The following is an 18,521-nucleotide window of genomic DNA, read 5'->3' as shown; positions in this document are numbered from 1 at the left end:
AAAAGAGAGTTGGGATCTTTCTGGAATGAGAGTTTTACAACATTCCAGAGACACAACTTGTTTTCGACGGAAAATGAAAATTTCTTCTGCCATTATTAATATTCTCTATTTCGACAAAACATTATGATTCACTCTATCTGATATCCAGGCTCATATTCCCTGGAATAATCCCACAAAAAACGTTCAAGGAGTGACCATTGTCTCCTATCTCAAGTATTAATCACCAAAGAATATTTCCTACCCAACAACTCGACACCACAGCTGTTAACCAGCCTCAGGGGGAACTCTCTGGCCGATCACTGAAAGTCTCTTCCCCCAGACCTGGATTGCTGGAACGTCTCTCGGCCACGATCCAACGCAACCTGCCGGGCCACTCTATGCTCGATCGCCAGCTGACAACCGACGGCAAGAAAAACCAGGAGAGCCGCTTCTCTTTCAGCATGATAATGGACCGAATCATTCACTTTGCGGTCAGCACTAAACTGGGGAGCGTTCGGGATTCTGCGGATAAGCATGGCGGCGAAGTCACCTTCAAATTTGCCCAAACCAAAGGTGCCTTTCTAGACCAAATAATGAAACACCAAGACACCGCTGGCGGCGTCTGTGAATCCATATCCGCCCACTGGATAAGCGCCCATGCCAAAGGTGAGAGCGTCTTTGACCAACTCTATGTTGGGGGTCAAAAAGGTCAGTTCCATATCGACTCTCTGGTTTCCATCAAACAATTACAGATGGATGGCATAGCCCAGGATGCCGACCAAGATACCATGACCGAATCCTGGCTCAGTGAAAACGGCATCCAACCGCGCATGAAGACGATAACCTATCAAAGCGCCAACGGGCCAATTGATTACAAGCGTCCAATCGAAGTCAATGGTCAAACCGGCAGCAATGGCACAAAAGACCTGCTAAACGCCATCCTGGACACAGGTGAGCCGGGTTCTAGCTACAAGAAGATCGGTTTTTCAGGGCAGATGGCGGGCCACACAGTAGCAGCTTATGTAGATGACCAAAAAGGGGTCACCTTCTTCGATCCTAACTTCGGCGAGTTCAATTTCCCGGATAAAACCTCATTCTCCAGCTGGTTCACTCAGGATTTCTGGTCCAAGTCCATGTATAACAAGGAAATCGGTCTGGGACAACATTTCCAAGTTCTCAACTACGAGCCTAAAACACAATGACACACGACTACCACCAACTAGTAGAAACCCTGTTCTCCAAACTCAGCCTCCCTGTGTCCCCTACCGACGATGGCATCTACACTTTGGAGGTCAACGGACGTTTTCAGGTACTGATTGGCTGCCATCACGATAATTGGTTACAGCTGTTCTGCGAATTAAGCTCCGAAGTTAGCTGCTCTAACAACCTTTTTGGACAACATTGGCCCGCCCATGTCCAAGGTGATCTGGATGGACAAGCAATCCTGTGGTCACAACGCCCTTTACCCGAGGTGGATGTGGTCGAACTACAGGCTTGGTTAGAGCGTTTCATTGACGACATTGAACAACGCCTTGCACCTGCCACTCACCAGCCCAAAGATCTTCCTCCTCCTTCCCTGATGCGGGTCTGAAAAGAGACGGCTATCGAGCTATAAGCTCAATGGAGGCCTCAAGATTTAGCGCCCTTTATAGGATAATCCGGTATACATTTCTTGTGCCGGATTTTTTCTATATAGGCAAGGAATAGTATGTAACATTTTGGCGAATACACATGCAAAAAACCCGCAATTAAGCGGGTTTTTACTATTAACAACTTTAACTGCTCAGGCTTTCACCTTCATCGCTATCGTAAAGTCGTTAATGGATTTAAGCAGTTAAGTTAAATCAAGATAATACGATAACATTTACCGCTGATGGACCTTTAGCGCCATTCTCAATAGAGAATGAAACTTCCTGACCTTCTTCCAGCGTTTTGAAATTATTGCTCTGAATTGCAGAATAATGAACAAAAACGTCTTTGCTACCATCTTTCGGAGAAATAAAACCAAAACCTTTATCGTTATTGAACCATTTTACTGAACCAGTCATTGCATTAGACATAGAATTTTCCTTTAAATTTATTTAAGTTGCCATAAGGCATGTTTAGGTCTGTTTTTCAGTTTTACTTATGGGTACTAATTAGAAGGAATTCGCAATGAAGTGGTATCGGGGATAACGCTAAATGGTGAACTGCTTTAACTTGCTTTTCATAAAGTAGGTCTGTACTTCCAAACCAGTGATGCTATTAACTCATATTTACTGACATTTAGCAAATTTTAATTTCATTTATTTTTTCTATTTGAATTTCCCTTTTCGAAAATTGCTGAAATATCAATTTGATGACCAAAAAAGCTAAGAGTGCAGGATAAGGCTGTGATTAGAGTTGCACCACAAGACGCTAATACATATGGCCTTAATACTTCATCAAAATCTTATCGCCCGCAATGGAGAACGACTGAATAGATGTATAAAAGTCTAAATGGATTCTCGCCAAATTAAGATACGACATTAAATACGATGCCGTACCTGTCGGTATTAACAAATTATTCTTACTCTATACACCTATAAGACTAAAGCAAGTTACATGCATTAGAATTTCTTCACATTTTTCTATTTCTCCTCTTGTTCTCACTCTGTAACAATTTATACTCCCAATCACGGTATTTCTGTCACATAGAGCCTGCTATCGCTAACATTCTGGTTTTCATGCTCTCAGTCTTACCTGTTTGTTACAATGCATTAACAACATTTTCACTGCACACCCTGCACGGAAAAGTGATCACATTAATAATATCTTTAGATATATTTATCATTTTCCATCTATTTGAGAGCGAAGGAAGGGATGCCCTAAACGGGAAACTAGCAAGATCGCTGACAGCGTAAATACACTATCCAGAGCATTGTGCGAAGTTAAAACGTTTAATGAATCTATGGCAGAAAACGCCAACCATGGAGCCATTTCTGTCTATATCCATAGTGGCATCACGATATTAACCTCACCACCGAAGATATCACTGAACATCAGTGTAAGCTGAATAAAACCGATATTAGTATGCTCGTTGCGTAACATCACACACTACATAGGAAAATGTAAAAATGAAGAAATTAATCGTTTTAGTAGGAAAGCCGCCTTCTCCTCACCCTAAAAGACAGGATTTTCCAGAGGCTAACTGATGAAAAATAAACTCATTAGCATACAGCAAGCCGCCGAGCATTTTTATGATGGCATGACCATCATGGTGGGCGGTTTTATGGGCGTAGGTACGCCTCCTCGTTTAATCACCGCATTACTAAACACTGGTGTAAAAGATCTGACTCTAATTGTCAACGATACTAGCCGTGTCGACTTCGGCATTGGCCCTCTTGTGGTCAACCACAGAGTGAAAAAAGTTATCACCTCACATATTGGCACTAATCCGGAAACTGGACGCCAAATGATTGCTGGAGAGATAGAGGTGGAACTGGTTCCTCTGGGAACATTGATCGAACGTATTCGGTGCGGTGGCGCAGGTTTGGGCGGATTCCTGACCCCTACTGGAGTCGGTACCTTTGTAGAAGCCGGAAAACAAAAAGTGACTCTCAACGGAACAGACTATCTGCTGGAACTCCCACTGCGTGCTGATCTGGCGTTGATTCAGTCTCATCTTGCCGATCATCAGGGCAACCTGACTTATCAGTTAAGCGCCCGTAATTTTAACCCGGTTATTGCTCTGGCTGCGGATAGCACGATTGCCGAGCCGGATGCATTGGTTGAAGTGGGTGAGATCGCACCGGACTGCGTTATGACACCAGGCGCACTGATCGACTACATCGTTTATCCGAGAGGAAATTCATAATGAACGCCAAACAACTTATTGCCCATCGTATCGCGCTTGAACTACAAGATGGCGACGTTGTTAACCTCGGCATCGGTATTCCCACGCTAGTCGCGAACTATCTGCCCGATAACATTCATATTACCCTACAGTCAGAAAATGGTTTTCTGGGCCTTGGCCCCGTTACAGAACCTCATCCGAATCTGGTCAATGCCGGTGGAAAACCCTGTGGTATCCTGCCCGGAGCCGCCATGTTTGACAGTGCATTCTCTTTTGCTTTAATACGCGGTGGTCACATAGATGCTTGTGTGCTAGGTGCTCTGCAAGTTGACCAACATGCCAACTTAGCCAGTTGGATGATACCGGGAAAAATGGTGCTCGGTATGGGTGGGGCGATGGATCTCGTTACGGGTGCCCGCAAAGTGATTATTGCAATGGAACACTGCACCAAAGACGGATCCGCAAAGATCCTCAAGCAATGTACCCTGCCGCTAACCGCCGTCAACAAAGTCAAGATGATCGTCACCGAACTGGCCGTCTTCTACTTTGAACAGGGGCAGTTAATCCTGAAAGAACATGCGCCAGGTATCACACTAGAAACTCTACAGGAAAAAACCGAAGCAAAATTCAGCGTCGCACACGATCTCAAAGTCATGTCCGTTCCAATGCAGCAAAATAGAGGATGATTGGTCATATTGACAACATACTGACTGGTTTTGTCAGCGGTTATCCCCTTGATCGACTAGACCTTACTACACCGCTGACCACACTTACCTTATTAATCAATTTAACACCCGTTTTTCCTGATGTTTTCTCTCTTAATGTCAGTATAACATTGAATTTTTTACCTGCGTTGAAAAACCCTTAACCACTGCCTTTTTACCTTTAATGATTAAGGTTTTATCTGTTTTTTCATGACACACTTAATGCGCTTTTTCCCGGTTTTAAAAACCATCTGATTGCAGCAAAATGCCATAAGGGAACCTCACTTGATGACAACAACTTGACAGTTAATGCTTACATTTAAATAATAATCATTATCATTTTCACAAGTTATTGGAAATCATAATGGTAACCCAGAAAGCCATGCCTGAAATTAATAGTTTTGCGCAACAATTTTACTTTGAACATCATGACTGGTTATACAACTGGTTACGCCATAAAGTCTCCTGTCCCTGCCATGCTGAAGATCTGACTCAAGATACATTCCTGAATGTTCTGTCCGGCTCAAATCTGTCAGATATCCGTCAACCACGGCCTTTTCTGGCAACTGTGGCTCGCTGTCTGGTTGCTAACTACTACCGCCGGAAAAAAACGGAAGAACGCTACCTGCAATATATAAACTCCATACCAGAAACGACCATACCTTCGACAGAAAGCAGATTGGTTACATTTGAACAGCTTGAAAAACTGGATATCACTCTTGATAAATTACCCAACCGGGTAAAACAAGCTTTCCTGCTGGCACAACTACAAGGTCTGCATTACAACGAAATCGCTGATAAGCTTCAAGTTTCTTCCAGTTCAGTGAAACAGTATCTGCAACAAGCCCATAACAAATGTAAAAAAGTTCAATTTTTCATTTAAAATTCACCAAGCCGTGTTACATTCAAAATTGATTTCTTTATGAAATCATAAATAAATTGAATTATTTCAATTTAACTATAATTGGACATTATGGGGAAAATTATGCGACACGGAATTACCGCTGCAATCCTGCTTTGCTGCTCTGCCGGCGCTTTAGCAACAACACCACAAATCATCGCTCACCGTGCTGGCACAGGTGATGCACCTGAAAATACAGAATATGCAATTTCCAAGTCCTTAGAGAACAAAGCGGATGCCATCTGGATAACCGTTCAGCTTGCAAAAGAGGGTATTCCTGTGCTCTATCGTCCATCAGATCTGAGTAGCTTAACCAATGAAAGTGGGCCTGTTTCTGCCTATAACGCAAGTCAGTTGACCAAATTTGATGCCGGTTACAAATTTGATTCTGATAGTGATCATCCATTTCGCAATAATGAAGTGTTTCCGTGCTAAAGGTGGTGCAAACATCATTTTATTTGGCATTAAAACCAAAGAAGATTTCAAACAGGCTAAAGAGCTTGGTGCCGATGGTGTGCTGGTGGATTCTCCCAAGCTGTTCAGTACTTTTAAAACAAAATAAGAATTTGGGGTTCCCAGAAAGAAACGCCTCCAGTAATCATTTTGAAAGAACACTTTCCCCACACAGACAAAATAGAACCCGCAGTTTTCTGCGGGTTTTGGCCGCTGACAAACCTGGTTTAACATTGCCCAAGTTTTTTCTAACCTTCGGCCTTCGGTATTGATACTCAAAAATAGCACCGTCCCTTAAGCATCCAGAATGCCATAAAAAGGTGTTAATACATATGAGGCGCATTTTCCAAGCTCAAGATAAGATTTTTAATAATCAATCGCCAATTTCTTTAAACGTGAGATCAATGTTGTTGGGTTCATTCCCAACAATTTTGCCGCACCGCCATCACCAAAGATTTTCCCTTTGCATTGTTTAACGGCAAGAGAGAGATTTTTAATTTCTAACTCTTTCAGCTGTTGCATAGTCAGCACACCTTCGATTTGTTGAAGTTCATTGTGAATATTCTGATACGTAGTTTCATTTTGCTGTTGATCTTGTTCCAGCAAATATTTGAAGGAAACCGTCCCCTGTTTTGCGGTAATGAGTGCGCGTTCAATGACATTTTGCAGCTCACGGATATTGCCAGGCCAGTCATATTGCTGTAGCACCAAAATATGCTTTTGTGAAAATGGGAGATAATTAATTTTACGCTTGTCACAAATCAACTTCGTAAAGTGTGTAACCAACAGTGGAATATCTTCTTTACGGTCACGTAAGGCAGGGGCATAAATCGGGAATACATTTAAACGGAAATACAGGTCTTCACGAAATCGTTTGTGTTTAACTTCTTCTTTTAAATTGCGGTTGGTGGCGGCAATAATCCGCACATCCACCTGCCGCGTTTTTTCTTCGCCGACTCGCTCAAAGGTTCCTTCTTGCAATACACGCAGCAGTTTACTTTGTAGCTCTATAGGAATTTCGCCAATTTCATCTAAAAACAGTGTGCCCTGATCTGCCAATTCAAAACGTCCGACACGGTCACGCACAGCCCCAGTAAATGCACCTTTGACATGTCCGAAAAATTCACTTTCAAACAGTTCCGAAGGAATGGCAGCACAGTTGACCCGAATAAGGGGTTGCTGTTTACGGTGACTGGATTGATGAATGGCTCGGGCAATCAGTTCTTTGCCTGTACCGGATTCACCATAAATCATCACGTTGGCATCAGTTGAGGCGACCACCTCGATTTTTTCAATAATCTGTAAAATGGATGTACTGCTGCCAATAATTTCATGATATTGATTTTCTTGTAAAATCTCCTCTTGCAAATATTCATTTTGCTGTTCCAGGCGGCTTTTTAAATCTTGCAGTTCTTCAAGGGCATGGGTCAGTTGTTTTTCGGTATTCAGCCGATCGGTAATATCACGGAACACCACTACCGCGCCAATAATTTCACTGTGACGAATCACTGGGGTACTGGTAAATTCCACTGGAAAGCAACTGCCATCACGGCGCCAAAAAATTTCCTGAATACCTTCATGTACAATGCCATCATGTACCGCCGCATAAATCGGGCACTCTTCTTCAGGATAGGGGGCACCATTTTCATGGGTATGGTGATGAATTTGATGGATATTGTTACCCAGTGTATCTTCAGGTTGCAATCCCAACATCTTAGCCCCGACAGGGTTAATAAAGGTACATAAGCCTTGTTTGTTAATACTGTAAATACCGTCACCGACTGAACTCAGCAATAAATGCTTGCCCGTGTCGGAGTCAATAAACAGTTCTTGCAAGGTTTGCTGTTCTTTTAAACCTATGCTGATGACTTTACCGGCATTTTTATTGAGTTGGCGCAGTTCTAAAGCTTTGACATCCATCAACGACCATATCAGCAAGGTCTTGTTTTTATAGGGCAATGAAATAGAAGTAATATCCAACTGGATTTTTTCACCATTTTTATCCAAGGTATACAGTTCATTGTTCCAAGCCCAACCTTTTGCTAAAGCGCCTTCGGTAAATGCCATAAGGTATGGCAGTTGTCTGAAATGACCAAAAATGGAAGTTACCGTTTTTTGAATAATTTCATGACGTTCATAACGTAATAGTTTAGTAGCACTGATATTTACATCAATAAACCGGTTTTGATGTGGGTCCAGCACAATTAATGCCTGTGACGAGTGTTCAAACACCAACGGGCGAATCGAATCTTCAGAAACGACCCAGTCAGAGATAAAGTCAGTTGTATTCATACTATGAATTTTCATAATTTAAGTTATGGGATTTCATAATACTACGAAAAATCGTAACGTCCCAGCAGTTCAATTTATCTCCACAAAAAAATTTTCATAAACATTAAATGTTATTTTTCAATTTGATAGAAATTAACCTCCGCCCAAAAGTATAACTTGGCACAGCTCTCGCATTAATACAGTCAGACTAGACTACATGTTGGTTCATTCCCAAATAACATTGAACTAGGAGGCTGCTATGCCAAACATTGATATCGAACAATATAAAGATGGCGATTTTCTCGTTGATTATGAAGAAAAAGTGTTTGAGGACGTCAAAGCCCAGCCGGGTGAAAAAGCATTGGTGACTTTCCATACCGTTGTATTTGAAGGATCAATTGGACTGCTCAACGTGTTACAAGCAAAGCGTTTATTGCGTAAAGGCTTTGAAACCAAAATCTTGCTTTACGGCCCAGGCGTGCAGTTGGGTGTACAACGCGGTTTTCCAACTTTAGGGGCAGAAGCTTTTCCCGGTCATCTGGCCGTCAATAATCAGTTGAAAGCCTTTATGGCAGAAGGTGGCGAAGTCTATGCCTGCCGTTTTGCGTTGCAAGCGATGTATGGTCAAACCGAAAAAGCGCTTATTCCAGGGATCCGTCCTATTAATCCATTAGATGTGATGGATTTAAAACTGCTGATGCGTCGTGACAATGCCTTAATCATTGATACTTGGACTGTCTAAGTAAATATAAACTATAAGGGGATAAGGTTATGAACAGAATCGTTAAAGCTGCCGCAGTGCAATGCAGTCCAGTGCTTTATAGTCAAGTCGCAACGGTAAAAAAAATCTGTGACATTATTTTAGAGCTTGGAAAACAAAGGGTGCAATTTGCCGTTTTTCCTGAAACCGTCGTGCCTTATTACCCTTATTTTTCCTTCGTACAACCACCATTCGCCATGGGTAAAGAACACTTAAAGCTGTTGAATGAATCGGTGGTTGTCCCTTCCGAAGCAACCTTAGCGATTGGGCAAGCCTGTCTTGAAGCCAGCATGGTAGTGTCGATTGGCATTAATGAACGTGCAGGCAGTACGATTTATAACGCCCAACTGTTATTTGATGCCGATGGTTCAATCATTCAGCATCGCCGCAAAATTACCCCAACTTACCATGAACGAATGGTGTGGGGGCAAGGTGATGGCAGTGGTTTACGTGCCATTAATTCTGCGGTGGGACGTATTGGTTCGCTGGCATGTTGGGAACATTACAACCCGTTGGCACGTTTTTCTTTGATGGCAGATGGTGAGCAAATTCATGCTTCCATGTTTCCTGGTTCGTTGGTAGGGCAAGTGTTTGCCGATCAAATTAACGCAACCATTCAACACCATGCTTTAGAGTCTGGCTGTTTTGTGGTCAATGCCACTGCATGGCTGCATCCCGAACAGCAACAGCAAATTATGCAGGATACTGGCTGTGATGTCGGTCCAATTTCCGGCGGATGTTTTACCGCCATTGTTTCTCCCGAAGGCAAGTTCCTGGCTAAACCGATCACGCAAGGTGAAAGTTATTGCATTGCCGATCTGGATTTCAACCTGATTGATAAACGCAAACGCATGATGGATTCGATTGGACATTACAGCCGTCCTGAATTGCTCAGTTTATTGATTGATCGTCGTCCAACACATGTATTACACGAACTGAAAGTTGAACCATCAGATCAAAGTCATCTCGAAAGGCACTCAAAATCCAATGAAGAGCATGTCGAAACCATATTGATGCAAACCCAATCGATAGGGGGTAAAGATGTCTGCAATACAACTATTGACCGATTTGCAATGTAATGGTCTGAAATGGGAAGGCAAGTTTGGTTTGTCCCGTAAAGGTGGCGCAGGGCCAAGCGATCATAAAGCGTTGAGCCTTGACGGGCAGACCATGATGATCCCTGTGCTGAACCTTGCAGCACAAGACTCGCCCTATACCGCAAGGCCTGAACCGCACTCCGGTAAGGTGATTGTCTTTAAAAACCGGATCCCGGTGGCGACCTTAACCGCACCTGCTCGACCCCGTTTCTATGATTTAAAAACCGCCGAAGGCATTGCCTATGAACAAATTGCGACCTTACATAGCCATGATGTGTTGGCGACAACGGTGTTACAGCATTGCATTCGTATGAAGGACAAAGCAACTGCATGCCAATTTTGCTCGATTGATCAGTCGTTAAAAGAGGGTCGAACCTTAATCCGTAAACGCCCGGAACAATTGGCGGAGGTCGCGAAAGCCGCCGTTGAACTGGATGGTGTCAAGCAAATGGTGATCACCACAGGCACGCCAAATACGGCAGATCGTGGGGCAAAAATTTTATATGACTCAGTTAAAGCGATTAAAGCACAAGTCAATTTGCCAATACAGGTACAGTGCGAACCACCGGATGATTTTGCCTGGTTTCAACGTTTAAAAGAGGCAGGAGCTGTGTCGATTGGGATGCACCTTGAGGCAGTGAGCGAACGTGTACGGCAGAAAATTATGCCGGGTAAAGCCGAAGTCTCGTTAGAGAAATATTTTGCGGCATTTGAAGCAGCCGTTGCCGTATTCGGTCGGGGACAGGTCAGTACCTACATTTTGGCCGGTTTGGGCGACACTGAACAGGAAATCGTGGAGATGACCGCCAAACTGACTGAAATGGGGGTGTATCCATTTGTAGTGCCGTTTGTGCCGATTCAAGGTACGCCATTAGAGCATCATCCTAAACCTGATCACGCTTCTATGCAGTCGCTTTATCCGAAAATTGGACAGCAACTTAAACAACAGGGTCTGAACTCGGAAAATACTCAAGCAGGCTGCGCCAAATGTGGCGCTTGCTCTTCGCTGAAAGCGTATGAGTAAGGAGAATGTGATATGAAACTTTCTCACTATCCTTGGCTGCTTGATCTGAATGAAGCGCTGAAACCATTTATTAGCGATGATATTGCCATCAAAATTGTGTCGGAAGATTGGGAGCGTCGCCAATATTATCGTTTGCGTGAAATCACCTTTCGCGATGAACAGAAAATCTTGCAAGAAGATCGCGACGAGCACGATGTTGAAGCATTAGGCATTGTTGCCATTGGGAAAATGTTTGGTGAGCATGACCGTGTGATTGGTGCAGTGCGGATTTTCCCTGATGGCGAACAGACGTGGTATGGCGGGCGTTTATGCGTAGAACCTTTATATCGACGTCACCATATCATTGGTAAAGCATTAATCAATACCGCAGTATCAACCGCCAAAAACCTGGGATGCCGTACTTTTTTAGCCACCGTGCAAAGTCAAAATGAACGCTATTTCCAAAGGTTATGTTGGGATAGCTTGCGTCAGTTGACCATTGCCAGCATTCCACATGTGCTGATGCAGGCACAGATTGAAAACTATCCGTTACAGCATATCCCAATGCAAGCCTATATGCTAAAGGAGACCCGATGATGGCACTCAATCAACTACTCGAAATGTTAAAACAGACACCCGCTATGCAGTCCAAACAGGCGATTGCTCACACGGTTTCAGTCAATACAACTTGCCACATGGATTCATTGGATAACTTATATGCCTGTCCCGGAGATGATACGGCGGCACTGCCGCTAAATGGTCAATATGTATTGCACGCCTGTGAAGGCATGCTACCCAGTTTTGTGACCCATCATCCTTATTTTGCCGGATGGTCAGCGGTGATGGCGAATATCAGTGATATTGCCGCAATGGGTGGCCGGGCATTGTCGGTGGTGAATAGTTTTTGGCATACCAGTAGCGAACATGCCCAGTTATTAATGCAAGGTATGCAAGATGCTTGTCGTGCTTATGGTGTGCCATTGGTCGGTGGACATACCCATCTTGACGTCGTTTATCAGCCCACTTTATCCGTTGCGATTCAAGGCATAGCGCGAAAACTGCTCTCGGTGCTGCATGTCAAACCACAACAAAAAATTCTGATTGCGTTAAATCTGCGAGGGCAATTCCACGCTAATACCACTTATTGGAAATGCTTTGAACAGGTGCCTGACCGCATTTTACAGTCACAAATTGCCTTGTTGCCGCAATTGGCGGAGGCAAATCTGGCTCATGCCGCCCGTGATATTAGCAATGCCGGTATTTTAGGCAGTTTGTTGATGCTGCTCGAAGCGACAGCATCGGGGGCGCATATCAACTTAGATGCCATTCCTAAACCTGATGATGTGGACTGGTTTAAATGGCTGCAAATTTTCCCCAGTTTTGGTTTTTTACTGACAGCCGATGCAAATGAATGTGAAGAAATTATCGGGCTGTTTCACCGGCAGGGCATTGCCTGCGCGGTGATTGGTGAAACCAATGTCAGTGGTGCGGTTGCAGTGCAGCAGCAGCAGTACGACATATTTTGGGATTTTAACAACCAAATGTTTACCGGTTTTTGTTATGCCGATGTTTTAACCAAGTTACAGGCTCAATCCGTACAGATTGAGGCTAAAAGTCAGCAGGAGTCTATGTTATGCCCAGTGTGAATTTTACTGTGAAATGGCCTGATGGGGAGCTGATTCAATATTACTCACCTTCAACGGTGATTTATGAATATCTGTCCATTGGTCAGCATTACCCAAGTACGCAGTTCTTGCATCAGGTTGAAAATGGCCTGAATGCCGCATCGGAAAGGGTGCAGGTACGTTATGGCTTTGCCTGTAGTTCAGCAATGGACACTCTGGCAATGATCAAACGCCAAGCCCAGTTCTTCGGGTTAAGTCCGGAAGATCAAATTGAAATTATTGAAATGACTAATCAATGAGAGGGGTGTCCCATGTTAAATATCCAAAATCAAATGTTACAGCCAGATTATGATGTGGTGATTATTGGTGGTGGTCAGGCAGGTTTATCTATCAGCCATTATTTGCAAAAAATAGGCATTGACCACGTGATATTAGAAAAAGAATCCGAGTTGACCCCTAGCTGGCACCGTAAACGTTGGGACAATTTTACCTTGGTGACACCGAACTGGCAGTGTCTATTGCCTGAACATCCTTATCAGGGAAAAGACCCTGACGGTTTTATGACAAAGCCTGAGATTGAGGCATATCTTGATGATTTTATTGAAAAAATCAACCCTCCTGCCATTTTAAATATTCAGGTAGAACAGGTGAAAAAAGTGGCGGCACATGAGTTTGTCATTAAAACCAATCACGGTACAACCACCGCCAAACAGCTTGTCGTTGCAGCAGGTGGGTATCACACCCCGATTTATCCAAAACTCAGCGATGCCTTGCCTAAGCAGGTGAAAGTGATGCATTCGGAAGAGTATTTAAATGCAGATCAACTGCCTGAAGGTGCGGTGTTGGTGGTTGGGTCAGGGCAGTCCGGTGCACAGATTGCCGAAGATTTACATCTGGCAGGCAAAAAAGTCTATTTATCGACAGGCAATGCACCACGTTGTGCCCGATTCTATCGCGGTAAAGATGTAGTGAAATGGCTGTTTGATATGGGTTATTACGAAACTACGGTCAACAATCATCGTTATAGTGAAGAAGTACGTAACAGCACCAACCACTATGTCACCGGGCGTGATGGTGGGCGTGATATTGACCTGCGCAAATTTGCCTTAGAAGGTATGCAACTGTTCGGATATTTTGATGACTTTAAAGAGGGTCAATTCTGGTTTAGTCCAAATTTATCAGAAAACCTGGACAGTGCCGATGCCACTTATAATCGCATTAATGCCTCGATTGATGAATATTTAGAGAAAAACAATATTGCAACCGATGAACCTGCATCGGTGTATCAACCTGTTTGGCAGCCTGAACAGGAAATCACCCACATTGATTTAGCAAAAGAAAATATTACTTCCGTGATTTGGTGTATTGGTTTTAGACCAGATTATTCATGGCTTGATTTAGATATTTTTCAAGCCAATGGTTATCCAAAACATGACCGTGGTATTACCATCGATCCGGATGTCACGTTTATTGGTTTACCGTGGTTATATACATGGGGCTCCGGGCGTTTTATGGGGATTAATCAGGATGCCGCCTATGTGGTGCAGCATATTGAGCAACAAATAAGTCAGCAAAATATAGATATGTTATCTACTTTAATTAAAGGAGCTAAATCTGAAATCAAAGATGAAAGAATATCTCAAATGTGAAATTTCTCACTTCGCCTGACAAAATATTTTTAAACTCTTATTTTTTCAATAAGAGTCTGATAAGGCGTTTTACTTTTCAAACCATCATATGGTCTGTAGTCATTGTAAAATGCCTTCCATTCAACCAATTTGAATAGTGTATTTTAAACCTAAATACTTATAAGAGAGTTTTTTTAGATACTTCTGGTATAGGCGTTATTGAAAATATTTTACCGACAATAGCAAGTTTCAGTTTTCTTTTCAGCGAATTTTACGTTTCATAAAACACAATTTCATTTTTAGCAACGAAATAGGGAAACAAAAAATTAAATGCCAAATAAAAAACCAACGCTTTGTCAGTCAGTGTGATTTTGAAATCTGGAAAAAAGCAAGACCGCCATTAATCAAAATCATTGTTGCAAAAACGGGGATAACCATAGATTTTATGCTCTCAAAAAACGTCGATGTTATACTGACATTGGCGCTGTGTTATTTTTATCTGTGGATGGAAGGGATATCCAGTGTGGCAGAGGCCAAAATGGTGGATGGACCCGGCTTAATGGGGCAAAATGGATACAGCATTTTTCATAATGAAAAAACAAGCCACATTCAAAATAATAGGGTTTGTCAGCGGTCTGGATGCATTGAATTATCACATAAAAATCAATAAATTAAGCTGATATTTCGATAGGATTCTGTATTTGACTCTCGACCATATTTTGTATGATTGCATACAGGTCTACATCTGTTTGCGGTGCATGGATAGAAATGATAAGGCTATAATTTGCCACGGAATCATAACGCTCAAGCACACCTCGCGTTCTCCACCACCCCTGCGCAGGATAAACCGCCAGATACCCGCAGTTAGCCAGTTCTGCCGCGGTTCCTCGCCAAATATCTTGATGTAATGAGCCTTTGTGTCTCTGTGTTGCTCCCAATAACCAATTATCATCGTTGCCTGTAGCACCATAATCATTATCATCCGAATCAGCAGCCGCATTGATTCTGGTGGTAAATTCGTCTAACGACTCCATTTGTCGTTTCACAGCAAACCGAAGGCGATGTGATGGATAATGATACTTCGAAGCTCCCCCGCGTTCTGATGGATTGGGTTCAATGAAGTAAGAGAGCGTAACACGCATTTCAACCTCTGTATTTTGCAACACCTGTAGTTGCTCTTGCGGCCAAGGCAAAGTGTGTAAGTTTAAGTCGCGCGTTTTAATTCCCTTGTTAGTTTTTCGATAGGGTTGCAAGCTGTCTTCTGCAATAAGCGTTAAGCTGTTTTTTACGCTCCACAGTGCTCTTTCAATATTGGGTGCGCCCCAGCCACAGTGGCGGACAAGCAATGCGTAGCCTTTTTTTGTGCGTGCTGGGTACATCTCCAACATCGCTGGTGTCCATTGTGCAGAATGAGTAATCAGCGCACGAATTGTTTCCGGGCGTAGGGAAGGATATTGAGCCATCAATTGCGCTGCCATACGGGCGCAAAGGGCAGAAGCCGCACTAGTCGCGTTTGTTGTCCAGAAAAGGCGATGTTGTGGAGAAGCGTTTGTAGTTAGTAGCTCTAAACTTGCGAAGTTATCGACAATTTCTGTGTTTGATGCCGCATTCCCACCTTCGAATACGACGTCTGGTTTGTACGGCCAAACCCTGTCCCATTGAATAGATGTCGTGGTAAAAGGGCTTAATGCTCCTTGGCCGGCGACAGAGGAAAAGTCATCAACATCATCTTCGCTGATGTCAATTTTATTAGTAAATGCGCCTACGGTAATTGCATTCCAGGCTTGCCCCGGGTCATGGATTTGGTTTAATGAAAGGCTGTCAGGATATGTTGCCCAGTGATCTCTATCGCATATGTTTCCAGCCGAAAGCACGAAAAGACGGGGGAATGCGTTACCTGACAGAGCATCAGCAGCAAGGGAATCAACTATGGATGACCAAGCGGAAGGACGACCAAAATCACGATAGTCAGTAGCAGTAACGGCAGAGCAGAAGACGCGTCTTCGTTGACCAAATAAAATTTCAGGTCGGGCTACCGCAGCGCTAAACAAGTAAGCATGCTGTTTCGCATCTCCTGCGTTAGCGCCCTGACTTGGCGTGAGTTTTACTGACTCAAGACGATGACGAATATCGATTATGGTATTGGATGTTAACGTTTCAAACAGGTCACCATAAACAGCTATACCGGCTAAACCCGTACCGTGATTAGCCGTATCATTTATACCCCAAGCATCATTAACCGTATGCACATCTCGCTGATGTAATACAGGAGCAAGCATTGGATGCCCGCGATTTACTCCTGAATCGAGTAAACAAACATAGGGTACATTATCGTCTTCCGATGGAGTCTGTAGTCGTTCAAGCGCATCATCAGACCAAAGCCGTTGCTCCGTGATTGAAGAACCGACAAAGAATTCTGCGGTATCTTTCGCTCGTCTTAATTCTGCTACGCAATTTAGAATCAATTCTGCACGGGAAAATTGTCTTTGAGAGCAAAACATCCATGTAATGGTTCGTTCAGGAAAAGGAACTTGATGTTCACTAATACGACATTCAGCGAGATGGCTTAACTTACGAAAATCTGCAACAACGGCATCTCTGTTGCCTCTGACAGGAAGCCAAACCTCCCACCAAAACGCTTCATCTAAATCAGTAGGAAGAAGATCAAGATCATCGGTCCATAATGACCTTATTCCGGCAAGCCGTATCGAAGAAATAGTGTTTATTAGCGCTTTGTGATCGGCAGCTTGACCATCGGTTCGACACTTTTTTTTCAAATAATCCTGAACATAATTCTCAAAGTGCTTAATTTTACCGTCAGGAATAAATACGTTGGCAGAGATAACCGCCTCTTCTTCGTGAATACTAAGTACTTCAATATGTCTGTCTTTGTTCCTACCTTTTTCGCTGCTAAGACTTTCAAACGCAAGGGCTACGTCGGGCTGACCAACAAACTCAACCTGTAAGCCAATACCACTTCTGAGTTTTAACTGGATATGCTGATTTCGCGATTTGGCTGCAATGGCTTTTAACTGCTGTAATTGTGCATTTAGAGCTTGTCCATGCTCCCTACGCTCCCGCTCTGGAAGATCTTGTGATGAACCTCTGCCAGTGGAGTGAGCTGTATATAGTTGGGAAATAGACGTTTTTGGGAGAGTTAGATGTAGCCTTTTATCGTGCGTTGTTTCCATCATAGCTTAATTTATTTTTTTCGTTAATTGATAGTTTATTACTGATTAAACGACGTTGTTCTAAAGCTTGCTTTAGAACAACGGGATCAACTTGAGTGCGGTCGCTCATAATTGCATCTTTTATCGATTCATCTACCGCTCTGCAAATTTCAGCATAACTTAAATCTAGTACATGCTTTTCTAATCCACTTTTACGGAAAGGCTTAGGTATAAAAGAACCTAAACGAGACTTAATCAAGTTCAAGGCTTGTTCTAAAGTAGGTAAGTGATATTCGATGACATCATCAAAACGCCTGAACAGTGCATAATCCAATATTTCAGGATGATTTGTTGCAGCAATGATTATGCTATTTGAGGTGTCTTGCTCAATCATTTGAAGAAAACTGTTCAGTACTCGACGAATTTCACCAACATCGTTTGCAAGACTACGCTGGGAACCAATAACATCAAATTCATCAAAGAAATAAACGCCCCGAATATCAGCGATTGCATCAAACACTTGCCGAAGTTTAGACGCTGTTTCTCCCATGAATTTTGTAATTAAGGCATCAAAACGAACTTGGAACAAGGGAATACCTAACTCACCAGCGAGAGCCGATGCAGTCATCGTTTTTCCTGTTCCCGGTGGGCCAACAAGCAGTACTTTTCGTCTGGGTGACAATCCATGCTCTTTGATGCGAGACATCATCCGCTGTTCTCTTATCAATCTTTGAAGCTGTATATTGGCAGATTCATCCAATACTACGTCAGATAGGCGATAAGCAGGGTGGCTTACATTAAGTAAATTACCAAGATCAGTACGATTTTTAGCGGCATTGGCTAATGGAACTAATTTACCGCCCTTATCATTAGCGAGTTTTGCTTTCGCTTTATCCAGTAAATTTAGCAGATCCTCTGCCAATCTACCGTGTCCTTGTTTGGCTTCGTGCGCAGCAACTTGCATAGCAACTGAATAAAAATGGCTATCATCGCGACTGATGTACGATTTGATAAGTGCCTTGAGTTGCTCTGCGCTTGCCACGTTGATATTCCTATCTTTTGCTTGCCTGAAATTCACTTGCATATTTCTAGGAGTTTAGCAAGTAAGCCGATACA

At 43.1% G+C, this 18,521-nt stretch carries 17 protein-coding genes and 1 pseudogene; 14 read left to right on the top strand and 4 right to left on the bottom strand.

Translation table 11 applies throughout. The features are described 5' to 3' along the window. The first annotated feature begins 197 nt into the window (after positions 1-197). Both C5471_RS04555 and C5471_RS04550 read left to right on the top strand, forming a co-directional pair. The gene (locus C5471_RS04555; RefSeq protein ID WP_133815297.1) at positions 198-1,181 is read left to right on the top strand and encodes a YopT-type cysteine protease domain-containing protein; all 984 of its coding nucleotides are present in this window, start codon (positions 198-200) and stop codon (positions 1,179-1,181) included. Then, positions 1,178-1,570, top strand: coding sequence for a CesT family type III secretion system chaperone (locus tag C5471_RS04550; protein ID WP_133815296.1), 393 nt, complete (start codon positions 1,178-1,180; stop codon positions 1,568-1,570). Before C5471_RS04555 ends, C5471_RS04550 begins: the two co-directional genes overlap by 4 nt. A gap of 253 nt (positions 1,571-1,823) precedes the next feature. Here C5471_RS04550 and cspE read toward each other — a convergent pair whose 3' ends face one another. Beyond that, the gene (gene cspE, locus C5471_RS04545; protein WP_021323801.1) at positions 1,824-2,039 is read right to left on the bottom strand and encodes a transcription antiterminator/RNA stability regulator CspE; all 216 of its coding nucleotides are present in this window, start codon (positions 2,037-2,039) and stop codon (positions 1,824-1,826) included. Between the two features lie 1,112 nt (positions 2,040-3,151). Here cspE and atoD point away from each other — a divergent pair. From atoD to C5471_RS04520, 5 genes and pseudogenes are all read left to right on the top strand, one after another. After that, positions 3,152-3,814 (top strand): acetate CoA-transferase subunit alpha, encoded by a 663-nt coding sequence (gene atoD / locus C5471_RS04540; protein ID WP_133815295.1) that lies wholly within the window; start codon positions 3,152-3,154, stop codon positions 3,812-3,814. Then, the gene (locus C5471_RS04535; protein ID WP_133815294.1) at positions 3,814-4,479 is read left to right on the top strand and encodes a CoA transferase subunit B; all 666 of its coding nucleotides are present in this window, start codon (positions 3,814-3,816) and stop codon (positions 4,477-4,479) included. The genes atoD and C5471_RS04535 overlap by 1 nt, the downstream gene beginning before the upstream one ends. Beyond that, positions 4,476-4,661: a hypothetical protein gene (locus C5471_RS04530; RefSeq protein ID WP_166295666.1), complete on the top strand. Its 186-nt coding sequence runs from the start codon at positions 4,476-4,478 to the stop codon at positions 4,659-4,661. Before C5471_RS04535 ends, C5471_RS04530 begins: the two co-directional genes overlap by 4 nt. Positions 4,662-4,861: 200 nt before the next feature. Continuing rightward, positions 4,862-5,380: a sigma-70 family RNA polymerase sigma factor gene (locus tag C5471_RS04525; RefSeq protein WP_242688566.1), complete on the top strand. Its 519-nt coding sequence runs from the start codon at positions 4,862-4,864 to the stop codon at positions 5,378-5,380. Positions 5,381-5,482: 102 nt separating this feature from the next. Next, positions 5,483-5,797: pseudogene (locus tag C5471_RS04520) on the top strand (glycerophosphodiester phosphodiesterase family protein); the annotation flags it as partial. A 420-nt stretch (positions 5,798-6,217) separates the two neighbouring features. Here the strand turns inward: C5471_RS04520 and C5471_RS04515 are convergent. Continuing rightward, positions 6,218-8,143: a sigma 54-interacting transcriptional regulator gene (locus tag C5471_RS04515; protein ID WP_207627199.1), complete on the bottom strand. Its 1,926-nt coding sequence runs from the start codon at positions 8,141-8,143 to the stop codon at positions 6,218-6,220. 238 nt (positions 8,144-8,381) lie between these two features. Here C5471_RS04515 and C5471_RS04510 point away from each other — a divergent pair, with 238 nt between their 5' ends. From C5471_RS04510 to C5471_RS04480, 7 genes are read left to right on the top strand one after another with little or no spacing between them, the layout of a single operon-like run. After that, entirely contained in the window at positions 8,382-8,864 is a 483-nt protein-coding gene (locus C5471_RS04510) for an MSMEG_0572/Sll0783 family nitrogen starvation response protein (protein ID WP_133815292.1), read from the top strand. A gap of 29 nt (positions 8,865-8,893) precedes the next feature. Further along, complete coding sequence (locus tag C5471_RS04505) at positions 8,894-9,961, top strand: Nit6803 family nitrilase (RefSeq protein WP_242688565.1); 1,068 nt, start codon at positions 8,894-8,896, stop codon at positions 9,959-9,961. Further along, the gene (locus C5471_RS04500) at positions 9,924-11,003 is read left to right on the top strand and encodes an MSMEG_0568 family radical SAM protein (protein WP_133815291.1); all 1,080 of its coding nucleotides are present in this window, start codon (positions 9,924-9,926) and stop codon (positions 11,001-11,003) included. Before C5471_RS04505 ends, C5471_RS04500 begins: the two co-directional genes overlap by 38 nt. Before the next feature lie 12 nt (positions 11,004-11,015). Next, positions 11,016-11,579 (top strand): MSMEG_0567/Sll0786 family nitrogen starvation N-acetyltransferase, encoded by a 564-nt coding sequence (locus C5471_RS04495; RefSeq protein ID WP_133815290.1) that lies wholly within the window; start codon positions 11,016-11,018, stop codon positions 11,577-11,579. Beyond that, a complete protein-coding gene (locus tag C5471_RS04490; RefSeq protein WP_133815289.1) occupies positions 11,576-12,628 on the top strand; it encodes a sll0787 family AIR synthase-like protein in 1,053 nt (350 codons plus the stop codon). Before C5471_RS04495 ends, C5471_RS04490 begins: the two co-directional genes overlap by 4 nt. After that, positions 12,616-12,906, top strand: coding sequence for an MSMEG_0570 family nitrogen starvation response protein (locus C5471_RS04485; protein WP_133815288.1), 291 nt, complete (start codon positions 12,616-12,618; stop codon positions 12,904-12,906). Before C5471_RS04490 ends, C5471_RS04485 begins: the two co-directional genes overlap by 13 nt. Before the next feature lie 12 nt (positions 12,907-12,918). After that, positions 12,919-14,256 carry an MSMEG_0569 family flavin-dependent oxidoreductase gene (locus C5471_RS04480; RefSeq protein WP_133815287.1) on the top strand — a complete coding sequence of 446 codons (1,338 nt, stop codon included), beginning with the start codon at positions 12,919-12,921 and terminating at the stop codon, positions 14,254-14,256. Between the two features lie 650 nt (positions 14,257-14,906). Here C5471_RS04480 and C5471_RS04475 read toward each other — a convergent pair. Continuing rightward, a complete protein-coding gene (locus C5471_RS04475) occupies positions 14,907-17,429 on the bottom strand; it encodes a S8 family peptidase (RefSeq protein WP_133815286.1) in 2,523 nt (840 codons plus the stop codon). Further along, complete coding sequence (locus C5471_RS04470; protein ID WP_133815285.1) at positions 17,407-18,447, bottom strand: AAA family ATPase; 1,041 nt, start codon at positions 18,445-18,447, stop codon at positions 17,407-17,409. The genes C5471_RS04475 and C5471_RS04470 overlap by 23 nt, the downstream gene beginning before the upstream one ends. Positions 18,448-18,521 lie beyond the last annotated feature (74 nt).

Origin of the sequence: Photorhabdus tasmaniensis, assembly GCF_011189505.1 — a bacterium.
In the GTDB taxonomy this organism is placed as follows: Bacteria; Pseudomonadota; Gammaproteobacteria; order Enterobacterales; family Enterobacteriaceae; genus Photorhabdus; species Photorhabdus tasmaniensis.
Note: the sequence above shows the minus strand (reverse complement) of the source record. Positions and strands in the feature narration are given on the sequence as shown.